This is a genomic window from Companilactobacillus sp. (genome assembly GCF_022484265.1).
Lineage (GTDB): Bacteria > Bacillota > Bacilli > Lactobacillales > Lactobacillaceae > Companilactobacillus.
On sequence record NZ_JAKVLR010000001.1, the window covers coordinates 293,274 to 312,426 of the forward strand.

The 19,153-nt window shown below is 37.2% G+C and carries 21 protein-coding genes and 1 pseudogene; 13 read left to right on the forward strand and 9 right to left on the reverse strand.

Translation table 11 applies throughout. From position 1 onward, the window contains the following. Positions 1-14 precede the first annotated feature (14 nt). Together LKF16_RS01535 and LKF16_RS01540 are read left to right on the forward strand one after the other, a co-directional pair. A complete protein-coding gene (locus LKF16_RS01535) occupies positions 15-524 on the forward strand; it encodes a MerR family transcriptional regulator (RefSeq protein WP_291468022.1) in 510 nt (169 codons plus the stop codon). Between the two features lie 89 nt (positions 525-613). Then, positions 614-1,435: a Cof-type HAD-IIB family hydrolase gene (locus LKF16_RS01540; protein WP_291468024.1), complete on the forward strand. Its 822-nt coding sequence runs from the start codon at positions 614-616 to the stop codon at positions 1,433-1,435. Positions 1,436-1,482: 47 nt separating this feature from the next. Here LKF16_RS01540 and LKF16_RS01545 read toward each other — a convergent pair whose 3' ends face one another. The 3 genes from LKF16_RS01545 to LKF16_RS01555 all read right to left on the reverse strand — a co-directional run bounded on the left by LKF16_RS01545 (position 1,483) and on the right by LKF16_RS01555 (position 3,422). Beyond that, positions 1,483-2,478 (reverse strand): aldo/keto reductase, encoded by a 996-nt coding sequence (locus tag LKF16_RS01545; protein WP_291468025.1) that lies wholly within the window; start codon positions 2,476-2,478, stop codon positions 1,483-1,485. A gap of 82 nt (positions 2,479-2,560) precedes the next feature. Then, on the reverse strand, positions 2,561-3,049 hold the full coding sequence (locus tag LKF16_RS01550) for a prolyl-tRNA synthetase associated domain-containing protein (protein ID WP_291468027.1): 489 nt from the start codon (positions 3,047-3,049) through the stop codon (positions 2,561-2,563). 22 nt (positions 3,050-3,071) lie between these two features. Then, entirely contained in the window at positions 3,072-3,422 is a 351-nt protein-coding gene (locus LKF16_RS01555; RefSeq protein WP_291468028.1) for a DUF2200 domain-containing protein, read from the reverse strand. A 377-nt stretch (positions 3,423-3,799) separates the two neighbouring features. On the opposite strand from LKF16_RS01555, the gene LKF16_RS01560 reads away from it, so the two are divergent. Further along, a complete protein-coding gene (locus LKF16_RS01560; RefSeq protein WP_291468029.1) occupies positions 3,800-6,001 on the forward strand; it encodes a Tex family protein in 2,202 nt (733 codons plus the stop codon). A 146-nt stretch (positions 6,002-6,147) separates the two neighbouring features. Here LKF16_RS01560 and LKF16_RS01565 read toward each other — a convergent pair whose 3' ends face one another. The 4 genes from LKF16_RS01565 to LKF16_RS01580 form a co-directional block, all read right to left on the reverse strand. Further along, positions 6,148-6,492 (reverse strand): hypothetical protein, encoded by a 345-nt coding sequence (locus LKF16_RS01565; protein ID WP_291468031.1) that lies wholly within the window; start codon positions 6,490-6,492, stop codon positions 6,148-6,150. Positions 6,493-6,682: 190 nt separating this feature from the next. After that, positions 6,683-7,138, reverse strand: coding sequence for an ASCH domain-containing protein (locus tag LKF16_RS01570; protein WP_291468032.1), 456 nt, complete (start codon positions 7,136-7,138; stop codon positions 6,683-6,685). Between the two features lie 240 nt (positions 7,139-7,378). Beyond that, positions 7,379-8,608 (reverse strand): M20/M25/M40 family metallo-hydrolase, encoded by a 1,230-nt coding sequence (locus LKF16_RS01575; protein ID WP_291468033.1) that lies wholly within the window; start codon positions 8,606-8,608, stop codon positions 7,379-7,381. A 310-nt stretch (positions 8,609-8,918) separates the two neighbouring features. Continuing rightward, the gene (locus LKF16_RS01580; RefSeq protein ID WP_291468035.1) at positions 8,919-9,122 is read right to left on the reverse strand and encodes a hypothetical protein; all 204 of its coding nucleotides are present in this window, start codon (positions 9,120-9,122) and stop codon (positions 8,919-8,921) included. 157 nt (positions 9,123-9,279) lie between these two features. Here LKF16_RS01580 and LKF16_RS01585 point away from each other — a divergent pair, with 157 nt between their 5' ends. Then, positions 9,280-9,411, forward strand: coding sequence for a hypothetical protein (locus LKF16_RS01585; protein ID WP_291468037.1), 132 nt, complete (start codon positions 9,280-9,282; stop codon positions 9,409-9,411). Positions 9,412-9,452: 41 nt separating this feature from the next. Here the strand turns inward: LKF16_RS01585 and LKF16_RS01590 are convergent, their stop codons facing one another. Continuing rightward, positions 9,453-9,959: an aminoacyl-tRNA deacylase gene (locus LKF16_RS01590; protein WP_291468039.1), complete on the reverse strand. Its 507-nt coding sequence runs from the start codon at positions 9,957-9,959 to the stop codon at positions 9,453-9,455. A gap of 183 nt (positions 9,960-10,142) precedes the next feature. Here LKF16_RS01590 and LKF16_RS01595 point away from each other — a divergent pair, with 183 nt between their 5' ends. From LKF16_RS01595 to LKF16_RS01630, 8 genes and pseudogenes are all read left to right on the forward strand, one after another. Further along, complete coding sequence (locus tag LKF16_RS01595) at positions 10,143-10,322, forward strand: hypothetical protein (protein ID WP_291713115.1); 180 nt, start codon at positions 10,143-10,145, stop codon at positions 10,320-10,322. 79 nt (positions 10,323-10,401) lie between these two features. Beyond that, the gene (locus LKF16_RS01600; RefSeq protein WP_291468043.1) at positions 10,402-10,803 is read left to right on the forward strand and encodes a hypothetical protein; all 402 of its coding nucleotides are present in this window, start codon (positions 10,402-10,404) and stop codon (positions 10,801-10,803) included. Positions 10,804-10,876: 73 nt separating this feature from the next. Then, positions 10,877-11,836, forward strand: coding sequence for a 50S ribosomal protein L11 methyltransferase (prmA, locus tag LKF16_RS01605; RefSeq protein ID WP_291468044.1), 960 nt, complete (start codon positions 10,877-10,879; stop codon positions 11,834-11,836). Further along, positions 11,817-12,569, forward strand: coding sequence for an RsmE family RNA methyltransferase (locus LKF16_RS01610; protein WP_291468046.1), 753 nt, complete (start codon positions 11,817-11,819; stop codon positions 12,567-12,569). The genes prmA and LKF16_RS01610 overlap by 20 nt, the downstream gene beginning before the upstream one ends. Before the next feature lie 3 nt (positions 12,570-12,572). Then, positions 12,573-12,905, forward strand: a complete 333-nt coding sequence (locus LKF16_RS01615; protein ID WP_291468049.1) for a hypothetical protein — start codon at positions 12,573-12,575, stop codon at positions 12,903-12,905. 96 nt (positions 12,906-13,001) lie between these two features. Next, the gene (locus LKF16_RS01620) at positions 13,002-15,239 is read left to right on the forward strand and encodes a RelA/SpoT family protein (protein WP_291468051.1); all 2,238 of its coding nucleotides are present in this window, start codon (positions 13,002-13,004) and stop codon (positions 15,237-15,239) included. Further along, positions 15,239-15,676: pseudogene (gene dtd / locus LKF16_RS01625) on the forward strand (D-aminoacyl-tRNA deacylase). Before LKF16_RS01620 ends, dtd begins: the two are co-directional and overlap by 1 nt. Before the next feature lie 2 nt (positions 15,677-15,678). Further along, positions 15,679-16,314 (forward strand): HAD-IA family hydrolase, encoded by a 636-nt coding sequence (locus LKF16_RS01630; RefSeq protein ID WP_291468053.1) that lies wholly within the window; start codon positions 15,679-15,681, stop codon positions 16,312-16,314. Between the two features lie 41 nt (positions 16,315-16,355). On the opposite strand, the gene LKF16_RS01635 is transcribed toward LKF16_RS01630, so the two are convergent. Beyond that, positions 16,356-17,681, reverse strand: a complete 1,326-nt coding sequence (locus LKF16_RS01635; protein ID WP_291468055.1) for an N-acetylmuramoyl-L-alanine amidase — start codon at positions 17,679-17,681, stop codon at positions 16,356-16,358. 187 nt (positions 17,682-17,868) lie between these two features. Between LKF16_RS01635 and LKF16_RS01640 the strand changes: the two genes are divergently transcribed. After that, complete coding sequence (locus LKF16_RS01640; protein WP_291468057.1) at positions 17,869-19,092, forward strand: chloride channel protein; 1,224 nt, start codon at positions 17,869-17,871, stop codon at positions 19,090-19,092. Positions 19,093-19,153 lie beyond the last annotated feature (61 nt).

Sequence of the window (19,153 nt, forward strand, 5' to 3'; positions counted from 1 at the left end):
TATGAGGTGACATTATGGTCTATAGCATTGGTCAAGTTTCAAAAGAATTGGGAGTTACGATTGATACGATCAGATATTATGATAAATCGGGTTTATTGCCATTCGTGAAACGAAATGAAATTGGTAGAAGAGAATTTACCGATAATGATATTCATTTGATGAGGACCATTATTTGTCTGAAAAACGCAGGCGTGTCTGTATCAGATATTTCCAAATTCATTGAATTTCGTTTACAAGGTGACAGTACCCTAGATAAACGTTATCAGTTGTTGGAAGAACATCGAAAAGATTTACAACAACATATCACCGATCTTCAGGATACGATGAGTTATTTAAAATATAAAGAGTGGTACTATAAAACGGCCGTAGACGCGGGAACGGAAACAATCCATTTTGTACCTGGGACTAACGAAGTTATTCCTGAATTGAATAAAGAGTACAGCCAACATTTACAAGACATCGGGGATATGATGGAATATCAAAACTTTGCAAATGTTAAAGATTATCGAAATCGAAATAATTAACAAAAAATTTACTCGAAGTCTCCTAAAGGGTTATGTTTCTCCGATATGTCTGGTAGAGTTAAAAGAAGACTATGTATGGGAGTTTATGTATGTATAAGATGATTGTTTGCGATTTAGACGAAACGTTAATGAGTGAAGACGGTACGTTGTCTGACAAAAATACTGTTGCTATTAAGGCAGCAACAAAAAAGGGCGTTTATTTCGTTCCAAACTCTGGTCGTAGCTATACGTCATTTCAAAACGACCTACAAACTATGGGATTGTATGATCAAGAAAACCAATATTCGATTTCATATAATGGTGGTCTGATCTCTGAAAATAAGGGCAATCGACCACTAGTAGTCAACGCGATGGATTATGATTTGGCCAAACAGGTCTTTGAAATTGGGATTGCAAATCCTAAGGCAGATACTCATGTTTACACCCAGGATAAGCTGTTCATATTCAACACCATTGCTGACGATGCCGCTTATTTAAAAAATCGTGGTGTTACTTTTGAAGAGATGTCTGAACCAAATTTTGAACAATTTAAAAACCTTAACATCATGAAAATAATTATGGATCTTCCAACAATGGAACTACGCAAACAAATGCAAGCTGACGTTGAAGCAGAAGTCGATCCATCAAAGCTGGCCGTAACCTATTCGTCTGATCGATATGTAGAATTTAATCCTGCAGGGATCGACAAGGGAAGTGCAACTTTGCAATTAGCTCAAAAGCTAGGTATCAAGCCGGAAGAAGTAATTGCTGCCGGAGACAACGGCAATGATTTGCCAATGTTGAAAGTAGTTGGATTACCAGTCAGTGTCGCCAACGGAATTGACAGCGTTAAATCCGTTGCAAAATATGTAACTGAAGCTGACAATAATCACGATGCTTTAGCAGAAGTAATCAATAAATTCGTATTGTAAAAAAATAACGATAACCTCGTGAAAAAGGTTATCGTTATTTTTGTGTGCTAATTAAGAATTGTGTTAATACGTTCAATTTCATCTTTTGTAAATTTCAGATTATCTAAAGCTTTTAAATTATCATCCAAGTGGTCATTGTTAGTCGTTCCAATAATAACGCTAGCAACTACTGGGTCTCTTAGTAACCATGCTAGTGCCATTTGGCTCAGCGTTTGGTCACGATTTTGGGCAACATCGTTTAAGCTATTTAATTTTTCGACCAATGCATCTTTGCCGTTTTCTAATAGCTTGGCATTTGTCCGATGGATACTGTAGCTGTCAGTGATACCATTTAGATAACGGTCGCTGAGTAATCCTTCGCATAAAGGACCATAAGCGATTGCACTAGCACCGCCATCTTTAAGGGCATCGATCAAACCGCTTTTTTCAGCATGATCGTTTAGCATGTTCATACTCATCTGATCAAGTACAAAAGGCGTGCCTAATTTTTTGAATAATGAGACTGCCTTGTTTAGTTCAGGAACTTCATAGTTTGAAACCCCAACGTACAAAGCTTTACCGGAACGAACGATGTCATCCAAAGCCCTAACAGTTTCTTCAATTGGCGTTTGATCATCATAGCGGTGGGCATAATAAATGTCGACGTAATCAAGATTTAAGCGACTTAATGAGCCGTCAATACCTTGCAATAATGATTTGCGTGAAGTCCCAATTCCGTAAGGTCCGTCGTGAATTTCATAACCAGCTTTTGTTGCGATAACCAATTCGTCTCGATAAGCTGCTAAATCGTCTTTTAAAATTTGTCCTAAAAGTGTTTCTGTGCTTCCAAAATCTGTTTGACCATTGCCATAGTGGTTGGCAACATCAAAATGAAAGACACCCTTATCAAATGCGTGAAGAATCACATCTCGTCTTTCACTTAATGGGTCAGCGCTACCATAATGTCTCCAAAGTCCTAAAGAAATCGGTGGCAACATTAAGCCACTGTTTCCTGCGTGGCGAACGGTGGTATTGTCGTAGCGATTATCTGCTGCATGGTACATTTTTCATCAACCTCCCAAGTTAATACTATTTAATTTTATTCCTTAAAGTAAGTTGTCACAACAATCAGTGTAAATCCTAAAATTACAAGTCTTCGACTGTAACTTCATTGCCATGTTTTTCAATCATATTTACTAGGTCAGTAACTTTTAACCAAACCGTTGCAGTATTGTCATTAGGATGAACGCCGATAATCTGTTTGTCATCAAAAAATGACTTATCTAAATAGAAATGCACTTGACGTTCTTCATCATTTAATAAACCCAATGGTGTGACGGAGCCAGGAATCAACTTCAAAATGTCTTTTAAATCATTTTCAGAGGCAAATGACAATCGGCGAGTATCGTTTTGTTTTCGGAATTCTTTTAAATCAACTCGTTTATCGCCTTTGACTGTAATTAGATAGTAGTTTCTTTTTTTATCGTCACGAACGAAAAGATTTTTGGCATCAGCATCCGGATAGGGGAGTTTTACCTCAGAAAGTTCTTCCATATTGTAAACTGCAGGGTGTTCGGTAATTTCGTGCCAGACATTCAATTCATTTAAATAATCAAATACTGCTTGTTTGTTCATTTTAATCCACCTAGTTTCTGTTTTATTGACGTTCAATTTTTTCAAGCGACTTGCCTTTTGCTAATTCGTCAACTAATTTATCTAAATATCGGATCTTCTGCATCAATGGATCTTCCACATCTTCAACTCGGACGCCACAAATAACGCCAGTTATCTTGTCAGCATTAGGATTAAGTTGTGGCATGTTCGCAAAAAATTCTTCCATGGTTGAACCGGTATCGATTTGTTGCGTTAATGATTTGTCGTCGTAACCAGTCAACCAGAAAATAATTTGTCTCAAATCGTGCTCAGATTGATTTTTACGTTCGATCTTTTTCACGTAGGCATCGTAAATTGCACTGAATTTCATCTGAAAAATCTTCGTATTCGCCATAAGTCACCTCAGAGTCGTTTATTCAACTATAACATTTTTCATATTTTGGTATGCGCTTTCGATTGGTCAAAATATGGTCGTTATGAGTTTTCTGGTCGTTTTAATCCCAAAATATCAAAGGGACTCAGATAACGAGATTTCATGATAATATCAATTATTTCATTAGGTTCTTCTGGATGTTCTTGTTTAAGCCAAAGTTCAATGATGGCTTGATAGATCTTAAAGTTATCTGCCGTAGTATCTTGATACGTTTCCTTATGTGCAATGAATGTAAAAACTAAAAGTCAAAAAATTTTTGGCATGTTATAATTGTTTACGCGTTTTTTGATTCAAATAGTAATTTAGATAATCATTTCGGCCTATTTTAGGAGGATTATATGCCAACAAAAGAAGAAAATAATTTGGTTGAGTTGGCTCAACCTGTCCATCAACAGCTGAGTCAATTCAAGGTCCAACAAATTCAAGCAGTTTTAGCTCTCTTGGATGAAGGTAATACGGTTCCATTTATTGCTCGTTATCGAAAAGAACGTACTGGTACCCTTGATGAAGTACAAATAAGAGATATCGAGGACGAAGCCAATCGATTGATGAAATTAAATCAACGTCGTGCAGACGTGCTGAAATTGATTCAAGAACAAGGTAAATTAACTCCGAATTTGAAAAAACAATTGGAAGAAGCAACCGCATTACAACAAGTTGAGGATATATATCTACCATACAAACAAAAGAGAAGAACCAAAGCGACAATCGCGCGTGAAGCAGGATTAGAACCTTTGTCTAATTGGTTAATGACCTTCCCGGCAGGACGTTTGGATGAAAAAGCTAAGACTTTTATTGATGCAAAAAAGGATCTGCCAGATTTAGAATCAGTTTGGGCTGGTGTCCACGAAATTCTGGCGGAATCATTTAGCGAACGTGTAGCTTTTCGAACATGGATCCGAAATTATACTTGGAAAAATGGTGAATTAGCTAGCAAGGTCAAACGTGGTGCAAAAGAAGACGATGAGCAACAGATTTATGAGACTTATTATGACTTTGCCCAATCATTAAAACAGATTCCTCCATATCGTGTTTTAGCCATCAATCGTGGCGAACGAGAAAAAATATTGACTGTTGGAATTGCCGTAGATACCGCTCCAATTACCAAATTTGGATATACTCGATTAATTGGTGGCAATGTTGGACCTGCCGTGATCAAGGTCAAAGCGGCATTTGATGATGCATATAAACGTTTCATCGGTCCAGCGATTGAACGAGAATTACGTCGCCAACTATCAGATACAGCTGACGAACATGCCATTCAAATATTTGGCAATAACTTATATCATTTGCTAATGCAGGCTCCTTTGAAGGGCAAGGTTGTCATGGGCTTTGATCCAGCCTTCAGAACTGGTTGTAAATTGGCAATTATGGATGCTAACGGTCGTTTTTTGGCCAAACAAGTAATCTATCCGCATAAGCCTGCTAATAGTGAGAAAAGAGCAGCAGCTGCTGTAGAATTTAAAGAATTACTTGAAAAATATCACGTGGAAATGATTGCGATTGGTAATGGAACAGCTAGTCGTGAATCAGAAGAATTTGTCAGTGAAATCTTGAAGACATTGGATCATCCAGTTTATTACGTAATCGTGAATGAAGCTGGTGCATCAGTCTATTCAGCCAGTGAAAATGCGCGTGCCGAGTTTGCCGACTTACACGTTGAAGAACGTTCAGCCATCAGTATTGGTCGCCGATTGCAGGATCCATTAGCTGAGTTGATCAAAGTTGATCCTAAGGCTATTGGAGTCGGACAGTATCAACATGACGTGCCCGAAAAGGAGTTAGACCAACAATTGGATCGTGTTGTTGAAACTGCAGTTAACCAAGTAGGCGTTAACGTAAATACAGCTAGTCCGGAATTATTGACTCATATTTCTGGTTTGACGGGCACTACTGCTCAAAATATTGTAAATTACAGGAATGAAAATGGCACATTCAAAGATCGTAAATCACTTAAATCCGTTCCAAGATTAGGACCAAAGGCGTACCAGCAATCCGTTGGCTTTTTACGGATCATTGCCGGTAATGATCCTTTAGATAATACTGATATTCATCCGGAAAGCTACACTGCGGCACGGAAATTACTCAACGGAATTGATGCTTCAACAGATGTAATTGGTAGTGTTGAGCTGCAAAATAAATTGAGTAAATTAAATAAGCATGAATGGTCAGAAAGGTTAGATATCGGTGAGGCAACTTTAACTGATATTATTACTGGACTTAGTAAACCTGGTCGAGACTTACGTGACAGCATGCCTGCACCATTATTACGTCAGGACGTCTTAACGATGGCCGATTTAAAACCAGGGATGGAACTTCAAGGTACCGTAAGAAACGTTGTTGATTTCGGTGCATTTGTCGATATTGGCGTAAAGCAAGACGGCCTAGTTCATATTTCTCAATTGGCAGACCGATACGTTAGTGATCCGAGCACAGTAGTAACCATTGGAGACATTGTGACAGTTTGGGTCGTCGAAGTAGACGAAAACCGTCAACGAATTCAGTTGACTATGCGTAAGGATCAGATTAATTCAAAATAAACACAAATAGACTACAAACCTTTGCTAAGGATTGTAGTCTATTTATTTTGTATGAAAAGAATTTAGTAAAACTTTGAATGATTAGACAGCACGTTTGCCGAACAAATAGACCAAGAACTCATCAAATTGAGTCCTTGGTCTATTTGTTAGAGTTTAAACACGCCATTATTAAGTGGTAACTCCACAACAGCATTGTCAGTTAAAGTAAATTCGTCCACAGTTTCAAAGGCTTTTTTAAAATCAGTTTCTTCATCGTCACTGAAAATTTCCATAATTTTCTGCATGATGTCATCCTTATCCATTACAGTATTGAATCTATAAAAATCCAAGACTTTATTAGTGGAGTTCATGGCAACAAAAGTGCCACTACTTTCAGTGCTGGTATATAAATAGCAGATGTTATCTAAATAGCCAGTCTTTTCTTTTTTGTAGAATTCTAAATTATTTAAACCGATATTCGAAAGTCTAACAAACTTGGTTTTTTTATCCATCGATCGTACCCTTATTTCGTTTTATTTATAAATGTTTTCCGCTATTCAATTTTGAGTTCATTCTCTAGTTTTGTCAAATGTAGTACAAAGTGTTTTAAAAATGTTAGATCAAATATCATGGAACGGCTAAAAATGGAGTTAATAGCTATGCCAAAATATCGTCATATACGTATCAACTCCATTTTTTGATTTATTTATAAACTACTTGAAATGTCTCACATAGTACAGGAATGTTGTCATTAAACGGTTGGTTATAGGCAGCATATTCTTTTTTAAAGAAATCTATGTGAACTTGACGCCAATATTCTAGTGTTCGAGGACCTTCACCTTCGTTGTAAGCGTGTTGATCAGATACCTCCATTAATGGATAAGATTTAACTTCCAGCTCTAGAATGATACAGACAGGTTGTTGTTGTCCATCGAGAATAATTATATAATCTCCGGCTTTTGGCATCTTTTCACCACTCAATGCATAAAGATCTAAGGCAGAAGAAGTACCTGTTTTAACACCGTCTTTGATCAAGTTGGCCAGTTCATTGTTAGTCTTTACATCGCCCTCAAAACCTAAAGTAAATGCGTCATGCTCATCACTAATAACTTCAGGATGTTCTGAACGAAAGTTTTTCCAATAAGTTGTCTGATCCATTTGTTATACATCTCATTTTTGAATGGTTCTTCAATATTTCCAATCAAATTCTCTAATTTATCTGAGTAGGGACTGCTTTAAATTATGAACATGTGTATTATTCCCACAATAAATTTCTATAAACAAAATTGGTCGGAGAAATTCCGATTAAATACCGAAATCTTTCCGACCGACTTGTTGTTTAAATTAAACTTGAACTACTGGTATGCAGTTCTAGATATACGTTTTCAATCTTTTTTACTATGCCAAATATTTCTTGGCAATGTCTTTATAAATCGTAATGTATTGTAAGTAGTCATCTTCAAAACAGAATTCATTGATCTGGTGAGCACTCTCGTTACCAGGACCAGCAACGATAACTTCTAGTTTTGGATTAGCTCTAACAAATTGTGATGCATCTGTACCACCTGGAGCACCGACAACGACACAGTCCTGTCCCCAGACCTCTTTATAGACTTCACGACCAGTTGTGACAAGTTTTGAATTTAAGTCTGTCTTAACTGGTAGGTTACTTGAATCTACGACTAGTTCCAGGTTCATTCTTGGATCGGCATCGTTCATCTTGTCGATCAAGTCTTGAACGTCCTTTAAGATCTTATCGTTATCGTATTCGGGGATAGTTCTGATTTTTGCACCGAGGTAAGCTAAATCAGGAATCGTATTTGGTTGGTCACCAGCCTTAAACACGGTCACAGCAGGTTTAGTTGTACCCAAAGCATCGTCTTCATAGCTTGCCAATGTCTTGAAATACTCAGCTTGTTGGTTATAGAATTTAATTAGGTTATCAATTGCATTGATACCAGCTTCTGGCATTGAGCTATGGGCAGCTTTACCATGTGAGATCACACGATAATCGACTGAACCTTTATGTGCTGCAAAAAATGAGTTGCGTCCAAATTTAGTTGGGTTTGGTTGAGGGATATTCAACAAACCGCTTCCGGCAAGTTTATTGATTACAAGTTGCGATGAACCATTACTTGGTTCACCAACTATCAAGGCACTCAAGTCATCAGCGTAGCCTTCTTTTGACAATTGTTGGGCACCGATTTCGCCTTTTTCTTCACCAACAGTAGCAATGAACTTGATTTGACCGGTGAATGAGTCGTCTTCATTTAGCTCGATCATGGCGATTGCGAGGGCAGACAAGCCACTCTTCATATCTGCAGCACCACGGCCAATAATCTTTCCATCGATATGTTTAGGATTAAAAGGTCCGTAAGTCCATTTGTCTGCTTCAACAGGGTCAACGACATCTTCGTGACCAGTAAAGCCTAAAACAGGTCCTTGTGAATCTTTGTTGATCGTAGCAATCAGGTTGTAACGATTCTCGTCGACCTTGTTATATTCACTTTCAATCCCATTTTTACTAAATAAGTCCTTTAAATAATCAGCGACTAATTTCTCATCGCCGTTGACTGTTTGGAGCTTGATAATATCATCTAAAATAGATAATCTTTCTTGTTTATCCATAAGGATTCCTCCAATCATTTATAATAATGCTCATCTTAAGTATAATATTATTTGAAGAGAAATGTACGGAAATACTGGTTAATCAACAATAATTGAAAACGTGGTGATTTTAATGAATTTATTAATGAAAATTGATCGATGGTTAGGAATAATTTTATTAGTTGCAGGTGTGTTGAGCTTTATATTCAAATGGTTCTCAAATCAAACCTGTTTGATTTATGTTGGAGTGGGTTTAATTTTACTATTGATTTCAGCCACAGAGGACAAAAGAGGGACAAGAAAAAAGAACACCCGCTAGGGTGTTCTTAGTTTAATTTACTTTTCTGCGACCTTCAGGCGTGTATTTAGCACGCTCTCTGGCCAAATGATTTCTTTTAAATAAGTAATAGACTCCACCAATGATCACAGCAAGTAATGCTAGTGGCATGATAACGTGGATGAATAGTGCGAATAGAGCAATGGAAATTGCTAGAATCAAGAACCATTTGAGTAGTCCTGTAATTGGGTTACGCAATTAAAATTTTCCCTCTTCCTTCTTTAATGTGAGTTTATATTCGTTCATTTCTGCATAAAAGTCAAGGAAAAGGTTGCACTTATATAAAAATACTTGTATAGTAATCTGCAGTCGCTACCTCTTAGTAACACGGAACATAAAGGAGGTGTGAATAATTATGAAATATAGAATTCTATTAGATATGGATGACCAATTATTCACAGCAGTAGATGTTAAAGATTCCAATAATTATGGTAACGGTACTACCATTGAACAAGCAATCTCAAACTTAAAACAAAAAGCTGCATAACTAAAATAGGAGTGAATTCAAAACGAATTCACTCCTATTTTTTATTCCGGTTCATCGACTCCAAAGTCGCCAAATGTAGCATTAACGGACTTTGCCAAGTCGTGTGGTTCGATAATGACCGAATAACCAACTTTACCAGCTGAAACGATGATTTTATCGGAATGATCAGCCTCGCTGTCGAAGTATATTGGATAGTTGTGTAATGAACGAATTCCGACAGGGCTATTGGCCCCGTGCTCAAATCCACTAGTTTTTACTAAGTCTTTCAGTGGAACCATACCGACTTTTTTATTGCCAGAAAGCTTTGCTAATTTTTTGTAGCTGATGTGCTTGTCCAGTGCGACCATACCCACGAGTGGTCCGGTCTTATTACCAGTTAGAACTAAAGTCTTATAAATTTTGATACCATCACGAGTGCTGTCGTCCGTGACGAGTTCTTGGGTATCGCCGTCTGCTTTCGTTGCAAATGTGATTGCTTCATATGGGACTTTTTGCTTGTCTAAGATTTTTTCAACTAATGTTTTGGAAACTTTTTTCTTTTTACTCAAATTGATCACCAGGGATTTCTATTGTTTTCTAACAATTATGATTACTTTAATCATAACAAATATCAATATATTTTGTTTAATTGAAAACTGATCGAAAATTATCCAAAAAAAATTCGATTTTAACGCCATTTTTTTAAACGTGTTATATAATTAAGCATTGTAAATATGAAAGGACAGATGAAAATGGGTCTCTTTAGTAAGAAAAAAAGTGAAAATGATCCCGCTGATAACGACTTTAGCAAGATTTCTCAAGAAATCAAAAAAAGCCCTAAAAGATTGACTCAGGCTCAAAATCTTTTTAAAAATGATTCTTCCAAACGCAATCCAGCGGCGGATGTGAGAAAAGAGTCTGAATCAAAATAGTTGACGTTTAGAAAAATATAATCTTTATTATAAGTAAATATTATGATAAACTATAAAAAACGATTTCAAAGGAGTAATTATGCCAATTACAACTGATAAAACCGCTATTTTACGACATAATATTTTTTTAGAAAAATTTCTGACCTACCGTGTTGTTTTTCAAGAATATTTTAAAACTATGGATCTCATTGAACGTGGGGAAGTTTTAAAATATGAAACCTATTCAAGATTAGCAAATAATTTCCTATTAAACGTCAAAATTTATAGTCATATTTGCAAATCATTTATCGAAAAACAAAATCTGCAAGGATCAGCAATGGAAGTTAAGCTAAATGGCTACCTTGCAGATTTGGTTCAAGGAGTGGATTGCCTTGACACTGATCAAAATTTGTTGGACCGCTCAAAAATGAAGTTAGCGTCAGCTCGAATTCAACAGTCAGAACGAGAATTTATTAATACAATTGGAAGCAGTTTAGCTTAAGACGTGATCTACGTCTTTTTTTTATTGCAAAAATTTAGTAATGTAAGAGGTAACTATGGAGGAATTCAATTAGATGAAGTGGAAAAAAATTAGTGTTGAGATACCCAATGATTTCGATGAAGAAATTATTTCAGACGTTTTAATGAAAGTTGGAGCGCAAGGCACCGAAATTATCGATAATGATGATTCATCGGTTCATTTAAATTACGGCGAGATCTACGATGCAAAAGCTCAGTTACCATTTGTAACCGTTAATGCTTATTTTGATGAAGATAATTTTTCTCAAAAAATTGTCACTGATTTAACTGAGGAGATTAACAATTTAAATAACTTTGGCTTTGACGTCTCAAACGTTGCAGTTAAAACATCAGACTTAGATGATGCCGACTGGGAAAATAATTGGAAACAATATTATCATCCGATCCACATCAGCCGTTATTTGACGGTAGTTCCTCAATGGGTCAATTATGAGGCTCAAGATAAAGAGACAACGATCATTATGGATCCAGGCAAATCATTTGGGACGGGAACACATCCAACAACCTTTACTTGTATGCAAGCACTAGAATTGATTCTAGGCGATGCAAAGTCAATGTATGACGTTGGAACTGGCTCGGGTATTTTATCGATCCAGGCACGAAAACTTGGAGTTAAAGATATTACCGCATTTGACTTGGATCCAGAAGCTGTTGAAGCTGCCAAGTTGAATCTGCAATTAAACGATGACTGTAAAGACATTGAAGTCTTCAAAAACTCCTTGCTTGATGGTGTTGATGGGAAAGTCGATGTTATCGTCGCCAATATTTTGGCGGACATCATCCTCCAATTCGTCCCTGATATTCAAAAACATCTTAATCCCAATGGGTTTGTGATCTTATCAGGGATCATCAATGAAAAAGAACAACAAATTACCGATGCCATGGAAAAACAGGGCTTTGGCGTAATTGAAGTCTTCCACCTAAAAGGCTGGTCAACTTTGATTTGTAAACAACAAAAAGATATCGAGGCACAAAATGGAGCAATACTTCGTTAATAGTACAATTACTTCAGATCAATTTAGGTTAGATGATCGAGAACAATACAAACACATCATTATCGTCTTGCGACATCAAGTTGGCGATGAACTGTTTTTTGTCGATGAAAACAGTGATTTGTTCCATGCCACATTGGCAGAAATTCAACCTGGGCAAGCGATTTTTGATGTTAAAAAAAGCGATAAACCTACGACTGAATTGCCAGTACAAGTTACGATTGCTTGTTCACTATCAAAAAAGGATAAAGTAGAGTGGATCACTCAAAAATCGACTGAATTAGGTGCCACGAAGATAATTTTCTTTAATTCACGTTATTCGATCATGCAGTGGAAGAATAACGTGGTTGATAAAAAACTACAGCGCCTGCAAGAGATTGCCAAAAACGCAGCACAACAATCAAAACGACGGGTTATTCCAACAGTATCTTTCTTGAAAAAATTTGACGATCTGACAAAATTGGATGATGAAGTCAAATTAGTCGCTTATGAAGAATCCGCCAAACAGGGCGAGACTAGTAAATTGCACCAAGTAATGACGCATGATCAAACAGACTCAATCCTGGGCGTGTTTGGTCCAGAAGGTGGTTTTTCCCCCGAGGAAGTCGATACTTTAGTTACCAACGGATATTCATCAATTGGTTTAGGTCCAAGAATTTTACGAGCAGAAACAGCCCCCATGTACCTCTTATCAGTGATATCCTATAATTATGAATTACGAATGAATGAGGAATAAACTTTGAAGAATCTTTGGACGACAGTCAAAAAGTCAAAAACAACATATATCACACTAATTTCTTTGGTATTGGCCTTTATCATGCCAATATTGTTAAATGTATTCCACTTGGGTAGAAGTAACCGAATTATCTTCTTGTTTTTTGTTATCAACATCTTATTTGCAGGGTTCATGGGATGGTTTGCGAAAAAATATTCGCTTTCGTTTTATAATCTAATAATCTTCCCGGTAATTTTTGTAATCAGTGTTTTTGCAAAATACGGTCGATATGGTTATTTCTTAGCTGGAATTTATTTGGTTTTAAGTATTTTGATTTATTTCTTGTTTGATGATTAATATTAATTGAATTTTAATAATTAATACACGATAATAATATGTAACTCAAAGCACTCAGGGAGTGCTTTTTATTTTAGAAAAGAGGGAGTGATTAGGATGAAAAAAAGAGAAGATTATACTCCTGACGAAGTCTTAGATATTTGCCGCACGTACATGAACGAGGAACACGTGGAATTCGTCAACAAGGCCTATAATTTTGCTGCCTACGTTCATAAGGAACAAAAACGCGCTACTGGCGAACCGTATATTATTCATCCTACTCAAGTAGCACAAATACTTGCATCGTTACATATGGATCCATATACAGTTGCTGCTGGATATTTGCACGATGTCGTTGAAGATACCAACATCACTTTAGGGGACGTACAAGAATTATTCGGTGAACAAGTAGCAACTATCGTTGACGGTGTCACTAAGATCAGCAAATATAAATATCATTCTCACCAAGAGTTGTTAGCTGAAAATCACCGTAAAATGTTGATTGCCACTGCCAAGGATCTTCGTGTCATCATGGTTAAGTTAGCTGATAGATTGCATAATATGCGCACTTTAAAGGCGTTGAGACCGGACAAGCAACGTCGAATTGCCAATGAAACTTTGGAAATTTACGCACCACTAGCTGATCGCTTAGGTATTAGTAAGATCAAGTGGGAGCTAGAAGACCTATCTTTGCAATATATCAATCCTCAACAGTATTACAGAATCGTTCATTTGATGAACAGCAAACGTGATCAACGCGAAGGTTATATCGCGGAAGCAATCAAATATATTAAGACTAATGTTGATTCATTAGGAATTAAATACGAAATTTATGGTCGTCCAAAGCATATTTATTCAATCTACAAAAAAATGCGTGACAAGCATAAACAATTTTCTGAATTGTATGATTTGTTAGCGATTCGAATCGTGGTCGACACAGTTAAGGATTGTTATGCAGTTTTAGGTTCAATCCACTCCAAATGGAAGCCTATTCCTGGGCGTTTTAAAGATTATATCGCTGTTCCAAAGACAAATGGCTATCAATCATTGCACACGACGATTATCGGTCCTGGTGGTCAACCACTCGAAGTTCAGATCAGAACCTTCAAGATGCATGATGTGGCTGAATATGGTGTTGCAGCTCACTGGGCTTATAAAGAAGGTAACTTCAAGGGAGTTCACCTAGATGAAGATGAGCAAAAAATCGATGTCTTCCGTGAGATCCTAGAATTACAAGAAAATTCTGACAATGCGGCTGATTTTATGAAGTCAGTTAAAGGTGAGATTTTTAATGACCGCGTCTATGTCTTTACCCCACAAGGCGAAGTTATTGAATTGCCAAAGGGATCGGTTCCACTTGATTTTGCCTATCAGGTCCACACTGAAGTTGGTAGTCACTCTGTTGGTGCCAAAGTTAATGGCAGAATGGTTCCATTGAACTATCAACTTAAAAATGGCGATATCGTGGAAATGCTGACGTCCGCCAATGCAAAACCGAGCCGTGATTGGGTCAAGCTTGTCTACACATCAAGAGCTAGAAATAAGATCAAACGTTATTTCCGGATCATTGATCGTGAAGCTAACATTACTTTGGGCCACGAATTGATTGAAGAGGAACTTAAGAATCAGTCACTATCGCCAAAGAAATATCTCGACAAAACTCACATTGAAAAAGTTGTCCAACGATTCACTTATTCTGACGAGGATGAATTATTCAACGCTGTTGGTTATGGCGAATTGTCGCCACTGAACGTGGTTCATAAGTTGATCAACGAAGATCCTGAGAATAAAAAAGAAACTGAACGTAAAGAACTCGAAGAAAAAGTTATCACTAATGAAGACAAGAATGAACGTAAGGTTCCGAATGAACATGTTCAAAATAAGATTCAAAAGGAACGTAGCAATGCCAATAACAGTATTTCTGTTGAGGGAATCGATAATTTGTTGATCAGACTGGCTAAATGCTGCAACCCAATTCCTGGAGACGATATCGTCGGATATATCACCAAGGGTAGGGGTCTTACTATTCACCGTGCAGATTGTCCAAACGTCCAAAGTGAAGAAGCTAAGAAACGCTTTATTGAGGTTAGTTGGGACAATGTTACTAGCGACAAGCGTTACATTGCCGAGCTAGATATCTATGGATTTAATCGCAACGGCTTGTTGAACGATATTCTCCAAGTTATTAATTCAACGACCAACGCCTTGAATAATGTCAATGGTTCTTTAGATAAAGACAAAATGGCAATTATTCATGTTAGCGTTGGCGTAAACAATAAAGCACATTTGGATCAAATTATTTCTAAATTAAATAGTGTTCCAGATGTCTATCAAGTAAAGAGGACGATTGAATAATGAAGGTAGTTATCCAACGTGTTTCTCAAGCAAAAGTATCAGTTGATAATGAAGTCCTTGGTTAAATCGACCAGGGACTTTGTTTGCTAGTTGCTTTTGCTGATGAAGACACTGATGAAACAATTAAATACATGGCTCATAAAATTGCAAATATGCGGATTTTTTCAGATCCAGACGATAAAATGAATTTGTCAATTCAAGACGTGAACGGCAAAATTCTTTCTATTTCGCAATTTACGCTCTATGCTGATACTAAACATGGTAATCGGCCTAGTTTTACTGGAGCAGGAAATTTTGCGGACTCCAATAAAAAATACCAACAATTTAATGAAGAATTAGCAACTTATGATTTAGCAGTAGAAACTGGCGAATTTGGGGCTGATATGCAAGTTGATCTCACAAACGATGGTCCAGTCACCATCCTAATGGAGCGATAAAAATGACAAGTATAGTATGGGATTTTGATGGGACATTAGCGAATAGTTATCCTGGCATGGTTGTTGCAGTTCAAGATTCCTTGAAAAATAATTTCCAAATCGAATTATCAAAAGATACGATATATACAGACATCAAAAAAACGTCTATCAGAGCTTACGTGACAGGTCTCTTCCAAGATAAGAATGAAACGCCGGAAGAGGTTGATCGTGATGTAAAGATTTTTTATCACGATTACAAGTTGCTCGAGAAGCAATATCAAGACAAAATCCGATTGATGCCACATGCACTGAATGCACTAAAATACCTTCAATCCAAAGGGGTGCAACAATTTATCGTCACTCATCGTGATGAATCAATAAATTCGTTAGTTAAAACGTTGGGTATAAACGATTTTTTTGAAGAAGTTGTTAGCGTTGAAAATGGTTTTGTAAGAAAGCCTGATTCTAACATGTTGAAATATTTGTTGGATAAATATACTTTGAGTCCAAATGATTTGTGGGTAATTGGAGATCGAAAGATCGATATTGATTTTGGTAAGTCAGTCGATGCCAAATCCATATTATTAACAGATTCCAAATCTGACTTTGGACAAACTAAGACTATCAGCGACCTGCTTGAAATTGAAAATATGATATAGAAATAGCCTATCAATGACGTCATTGATAGGCTATTTGCGTATTATTGAAAATAATTTTTTAATCCAGCTGTTACGGCTCTTGCGACTTGTTGTTTATAGGTTTCTGAATTTATGTGTTTATAATCAGATTTTGAATTGATGTAACCTAATTCCAACAGAATCGATGGTTGGCTGTTGTAGTGGAGTACGTAGAGATCCTTTTGTTGCGTTCCACGATTATCGATCTTGATTCCCTTGAGTTGATTGTTGACGTCAGTGGCTAACTTGCTATCCTTGTTAGATTGATAGTAGTAAGTCGTAATTCCTGATCCAGCATTCTCGGATGAACTTGAGTCGAAATGTAAACTGATAAACGCATCTGCTTCAATTTTACTTGAAAGACGTGCCCGGTCTCCTAATGATTTGGTGGAGTCATTGCTACGGGTCAAGATGACTCTGGCACCAGTTTTTTCGAGTTGAGACTTAATTGCTTGTGCATATTCCAAGGTAAAGTTTTTCTCATAAGTTTTCTTTTTGGATAGGGCACCAGTATCGCTGCCACCGTGTCCAGGGTCGATCACGATTGTCGCCTCAGAGATGTTTGTCGCAGCTGATTTGATTGGATCCTTAGTTCCTGAAACTGTCACTACCCAGCTGGCGACGTATCCCACAGAGCCGTCTTTATCACGGACTTTATACCATTTGCCGTTTTTACCTAAGTAGTCAAAGGTCTTACCAACGTTGACAGATTTGATCACACGACCAGATGAATTAGGCTCGATCCTAAATTTGGTACTTGGTTGTGTGACTGTCACGGTTTTGACATCGTTGCTATTGGACTTAGTGGAGTCGTTTGAAGTTTTATCTTCGCCAGATGTTTGTTGCGTTCCTTGGATAAAGTCGCTTTTGACCCATCCGGCAGTTCCTTTATAAAGGATCTGCGTCCAATCGTTTTCTTGATACATAATTGAAACTTTTTGCGATTGTGAGACAGTCCCAAGAACGGCACTAGTTGCAGAGGCGTTTTTGAATACAGTCGTGTTTTGAACTTTGATAATGCCCACTTTATTGGTTGTGGAACTTACAGTTGTATTATCGAGCAACCAGCTTGCGACCCAGCCGATCTTATCGCCAGCAAGACGCACTTCATACCATTTGTTTTTTTCGCTGATGATCGATAACTTGTCGCCCTTTTTGACTTGCCCCATATTTGCATATGATAAACCAGGACCAATCCTTACATTAACCGAATCCGATTTAACAGTGACCGAATTAGCATTGGCAAGAACCACGGTAGAGGCACTGGAAATGGCTAATAAGAAAATTAGGGCGACAAATACTTTATATTTGCGTAAAAATGCGAGGACCTTTACGAGAATTTTTTTCATGTAAAACATTCCTTTGTCATGTCGCTTGTACAATAATTATTCTTCATACTGTCTATATTACTAAAAAATCGACCAATTTTGCTCAACTAGCGCAATTTTTATAATAAACTTGAAAAGTTTAACATATTTATGCACCAAATAAATATATTGATATACTTAGGTGGAATTAGTTGTTGGGGAGTTCTACATGAAAAAATTTGACTCAGTTTTTGTTTTATACAGCATTGTTTTAGGCACTTTTGTCGGGGTTTGTACGGGATTGTATATGACGTTGGTAAATTTCTTGATTGAATTTATTTGGACTGATATCCCTCAGTGGATGAATACAGACAGACGCTTGTATCCATTGGTAGTGACTGTGATCGGTGGAATAATTATTGGATTGTTGCAGAAATTTTATCACGGCTATCCCAAAACGATGGAACAAGTCTTAGCGGAATTTAAAACCACTGGACGGATCGAATACCGTCACGAAGTAAGAAAGACGTTTTTCACCGCTATTCCAGCTTTGGCGTTCGGTGGAAGTATCGGACCTGAAGCTTCGTTAACTGGAATTGTTGGGGGACTCGTCAACTGGGTTGGCGATCATCTGAAACTGACGCTTGGCAACCGAGAAGAATTGACCAAAATGGGAATTGGTGCAATATTCTCAACAGTATTCCATGCACCGTTTGCTGGTATTGGTAATGCCTTTGATGCTACAAAAGGCGACTTTAAACACCGAAGCCGCAAAATCATTGTTTATTCACTAACGGTTATTTTTGGTGTTTTAGGATTTGTATTCATCAATAAATTGTTTCCTCATGAAAGTAGTTTTGGAATTCATTTAAGTAAAAATGTTCAATGGTCCTGGCAGGCGTTTGCTTTGATCCCATTGGCATTGGTCATTGGTTTGTTATTTGGAAAAATCTTCGTTTGGACGGGAAATTATCTGGGTAGGTTTACCAAAAAAGTCGATCGTAAAGTTTGGCTGCCGATTGCCGGTGGCGTGATTTTGGGATTAGTTGCAATGATTTCGCCATACTTTTTATTTTCGGGTGAGACAAGTGTCTTAGATTTTTCTAAAAATGCAGTTGGACAATCATTTTGGGTACTGTTTGGAATTGCGGTCGGTAAAACGCTAATTGCCAATTTGTGCTTTTGCTTTGGCTGGCGCGGTGGATTGATCTTTCCGGCAATATTTTCAAGTGTTGCAATGGGATTCGCTTTTATTGCAATATTCCCATACACGCCAGGATTGCTGATCTCAATCATCGTTGCGGTCAGCATTACAACTATTGTTGAACAACCAGGTGTGGTCGCAGGTTTATTGCTGTTATTATTGCCAATTCAATTTTTCCCATTCGTGATCATCACAGCATATTTGACTAAATACATCTTAGGATTGCTGAGAAAATATCGCTTGAGTTAACATGAAACTTGACAAGTAAGCCATTTTTGATTAATTTATAACTATATTATTTAATCAAACC

What these genes read in the sequence shown, in the direction of transcription:
- LKF16_RS01555 (WP_291468028.1), bottom strand. Translation starts at nt 3,422, where the DNA reads ATGGCGAATACGAAGATTTTTCAGATGAAATTCAGTGCAATTTACGAT.
- LKF16_RS01540 (WP_291468024.1), top strand. Translation starts at nt 614, where the DNA reads ATGTATAAGATGATTGTTTGCGATTTAGACGAAACGTTAATGAGTGAA.
- LKF16_RS01535 (WP_291468022.1), top strand. Translation starts at nt 15, where the DNA reads ATGGTCTATAGCATTGGTCAAGTTTCAAAAGAATTGGGAGTTACGATT.
- LKF16_RS01550 (WP_291468027.1), bottom strand. Translation starts at nt 3,049, where the DNA reads ATGAACAAACAAGCAGTATTTGATTATTTAAATGAATTGAATGTCTGG.
- LKF16_RS01620 (WP_291468051.1), top strand. Translation starts at nt 13,002, where the DNA reads ATGAAAAAAAGAGAAGATTATACTCCTGACGAAGTCTTAGATATTTGC.
- LKF16_RS01575 (WP_291468033.1), bottom strand. Translation starts at nt 8,608, where the DNA reads ATGGATAAACAAGAAAGATTATCTATTTTAGATGATATTATCAAGCTC.
- LKF16_RS01595 (WP_291713115.1), top strand. Translation starts at nt 10,143, where the DNA reads ATGGGTCTCTTTAGTAAGAAAAAAAGTGAAAATGATCCCGCTGATAAC.
- LKF16_RS01600 (WP_291468043.1), top strand. Translation starts at nt 10,402, where the DNA reads ATGCCAATTACAACTGATAAAACCGCTATTTTACGACATAATATTTTT.
- LKF16_RS01545 (WP_291468025.1), bottom strand. Translation starts at nt 2,478, where the DNA reads ATGTACCATGCAGCAGATAATCGCTACGACAATACCACCGTTCGCCAC.
- LKF16_RS01635 (WP_291468055.1), bottom strand. Translation starts at nt 17,681, where the DNA reads ATGAAAAAAATTCTCGTAAAGGTCCTCGCATTTTTACGCAAATATAAA.
- LKF16_RS01585 (WP_291468037.1), top strand. Translation starts at nt 9,280, where the DNA reads ATGAAATATAGAATTCTATTAGATATGGATGACCAATTATTCACAGCA.
- LKF16_RS01560 (WP_291468029.1), top strand. Translation starts at nt 3,800, where the DNA reads ATGCCAACAAAAGAAGAAAATAATTTGGTTGAGTTGGCTCAACCTGTC.
- LKF16_RS01630 (WP_291468053.1), top strand. Translation starts at nt 15,679, where the DNA reads ATGACAAGTATAGTATGGGATTTTGATGGGACATTAGCGAATAGTTAT.
- LKF16_RS01570 (WP_291468032.1), bottom strand. Translation starts at nt 7,138, where the DNA reads ATGGATCAGACAACTTATTGGAAAAACTTTCGTTCAGAACATCCTGAA.
- prmA (WP_291468044.1), top strand. Translation starts at nt 10,877, where the DNA reads ATGAAGTGGAAAAAAATTAGTGTTGAGATACCCAATGATTTCGATGAA.
- LKF16_RS01640 (WP_291468057.1), top strand. Translation starts at nt 17,869, where the DNA reads ATGAAAAAATTTGACTCAGTTTTTGTTTTATACAGCATTGTTTTAGGC.
- LKF16_RS01610 (WP_291468046.1), top strand. Translation starts at nt 11,817, where the DNA reads ATGGAGCAATACTTCGTTAATAGTACAATTACTTCAGATCAATTTAGG.
- LKF16_RS01565 (WP_291468031.1), bottom strand. Translation starts at nt 6,492, where the DNA reads ATGGATAAAAAAACCAAGTTTGTTAGACTTTCGAATATCGGTTTAAAT.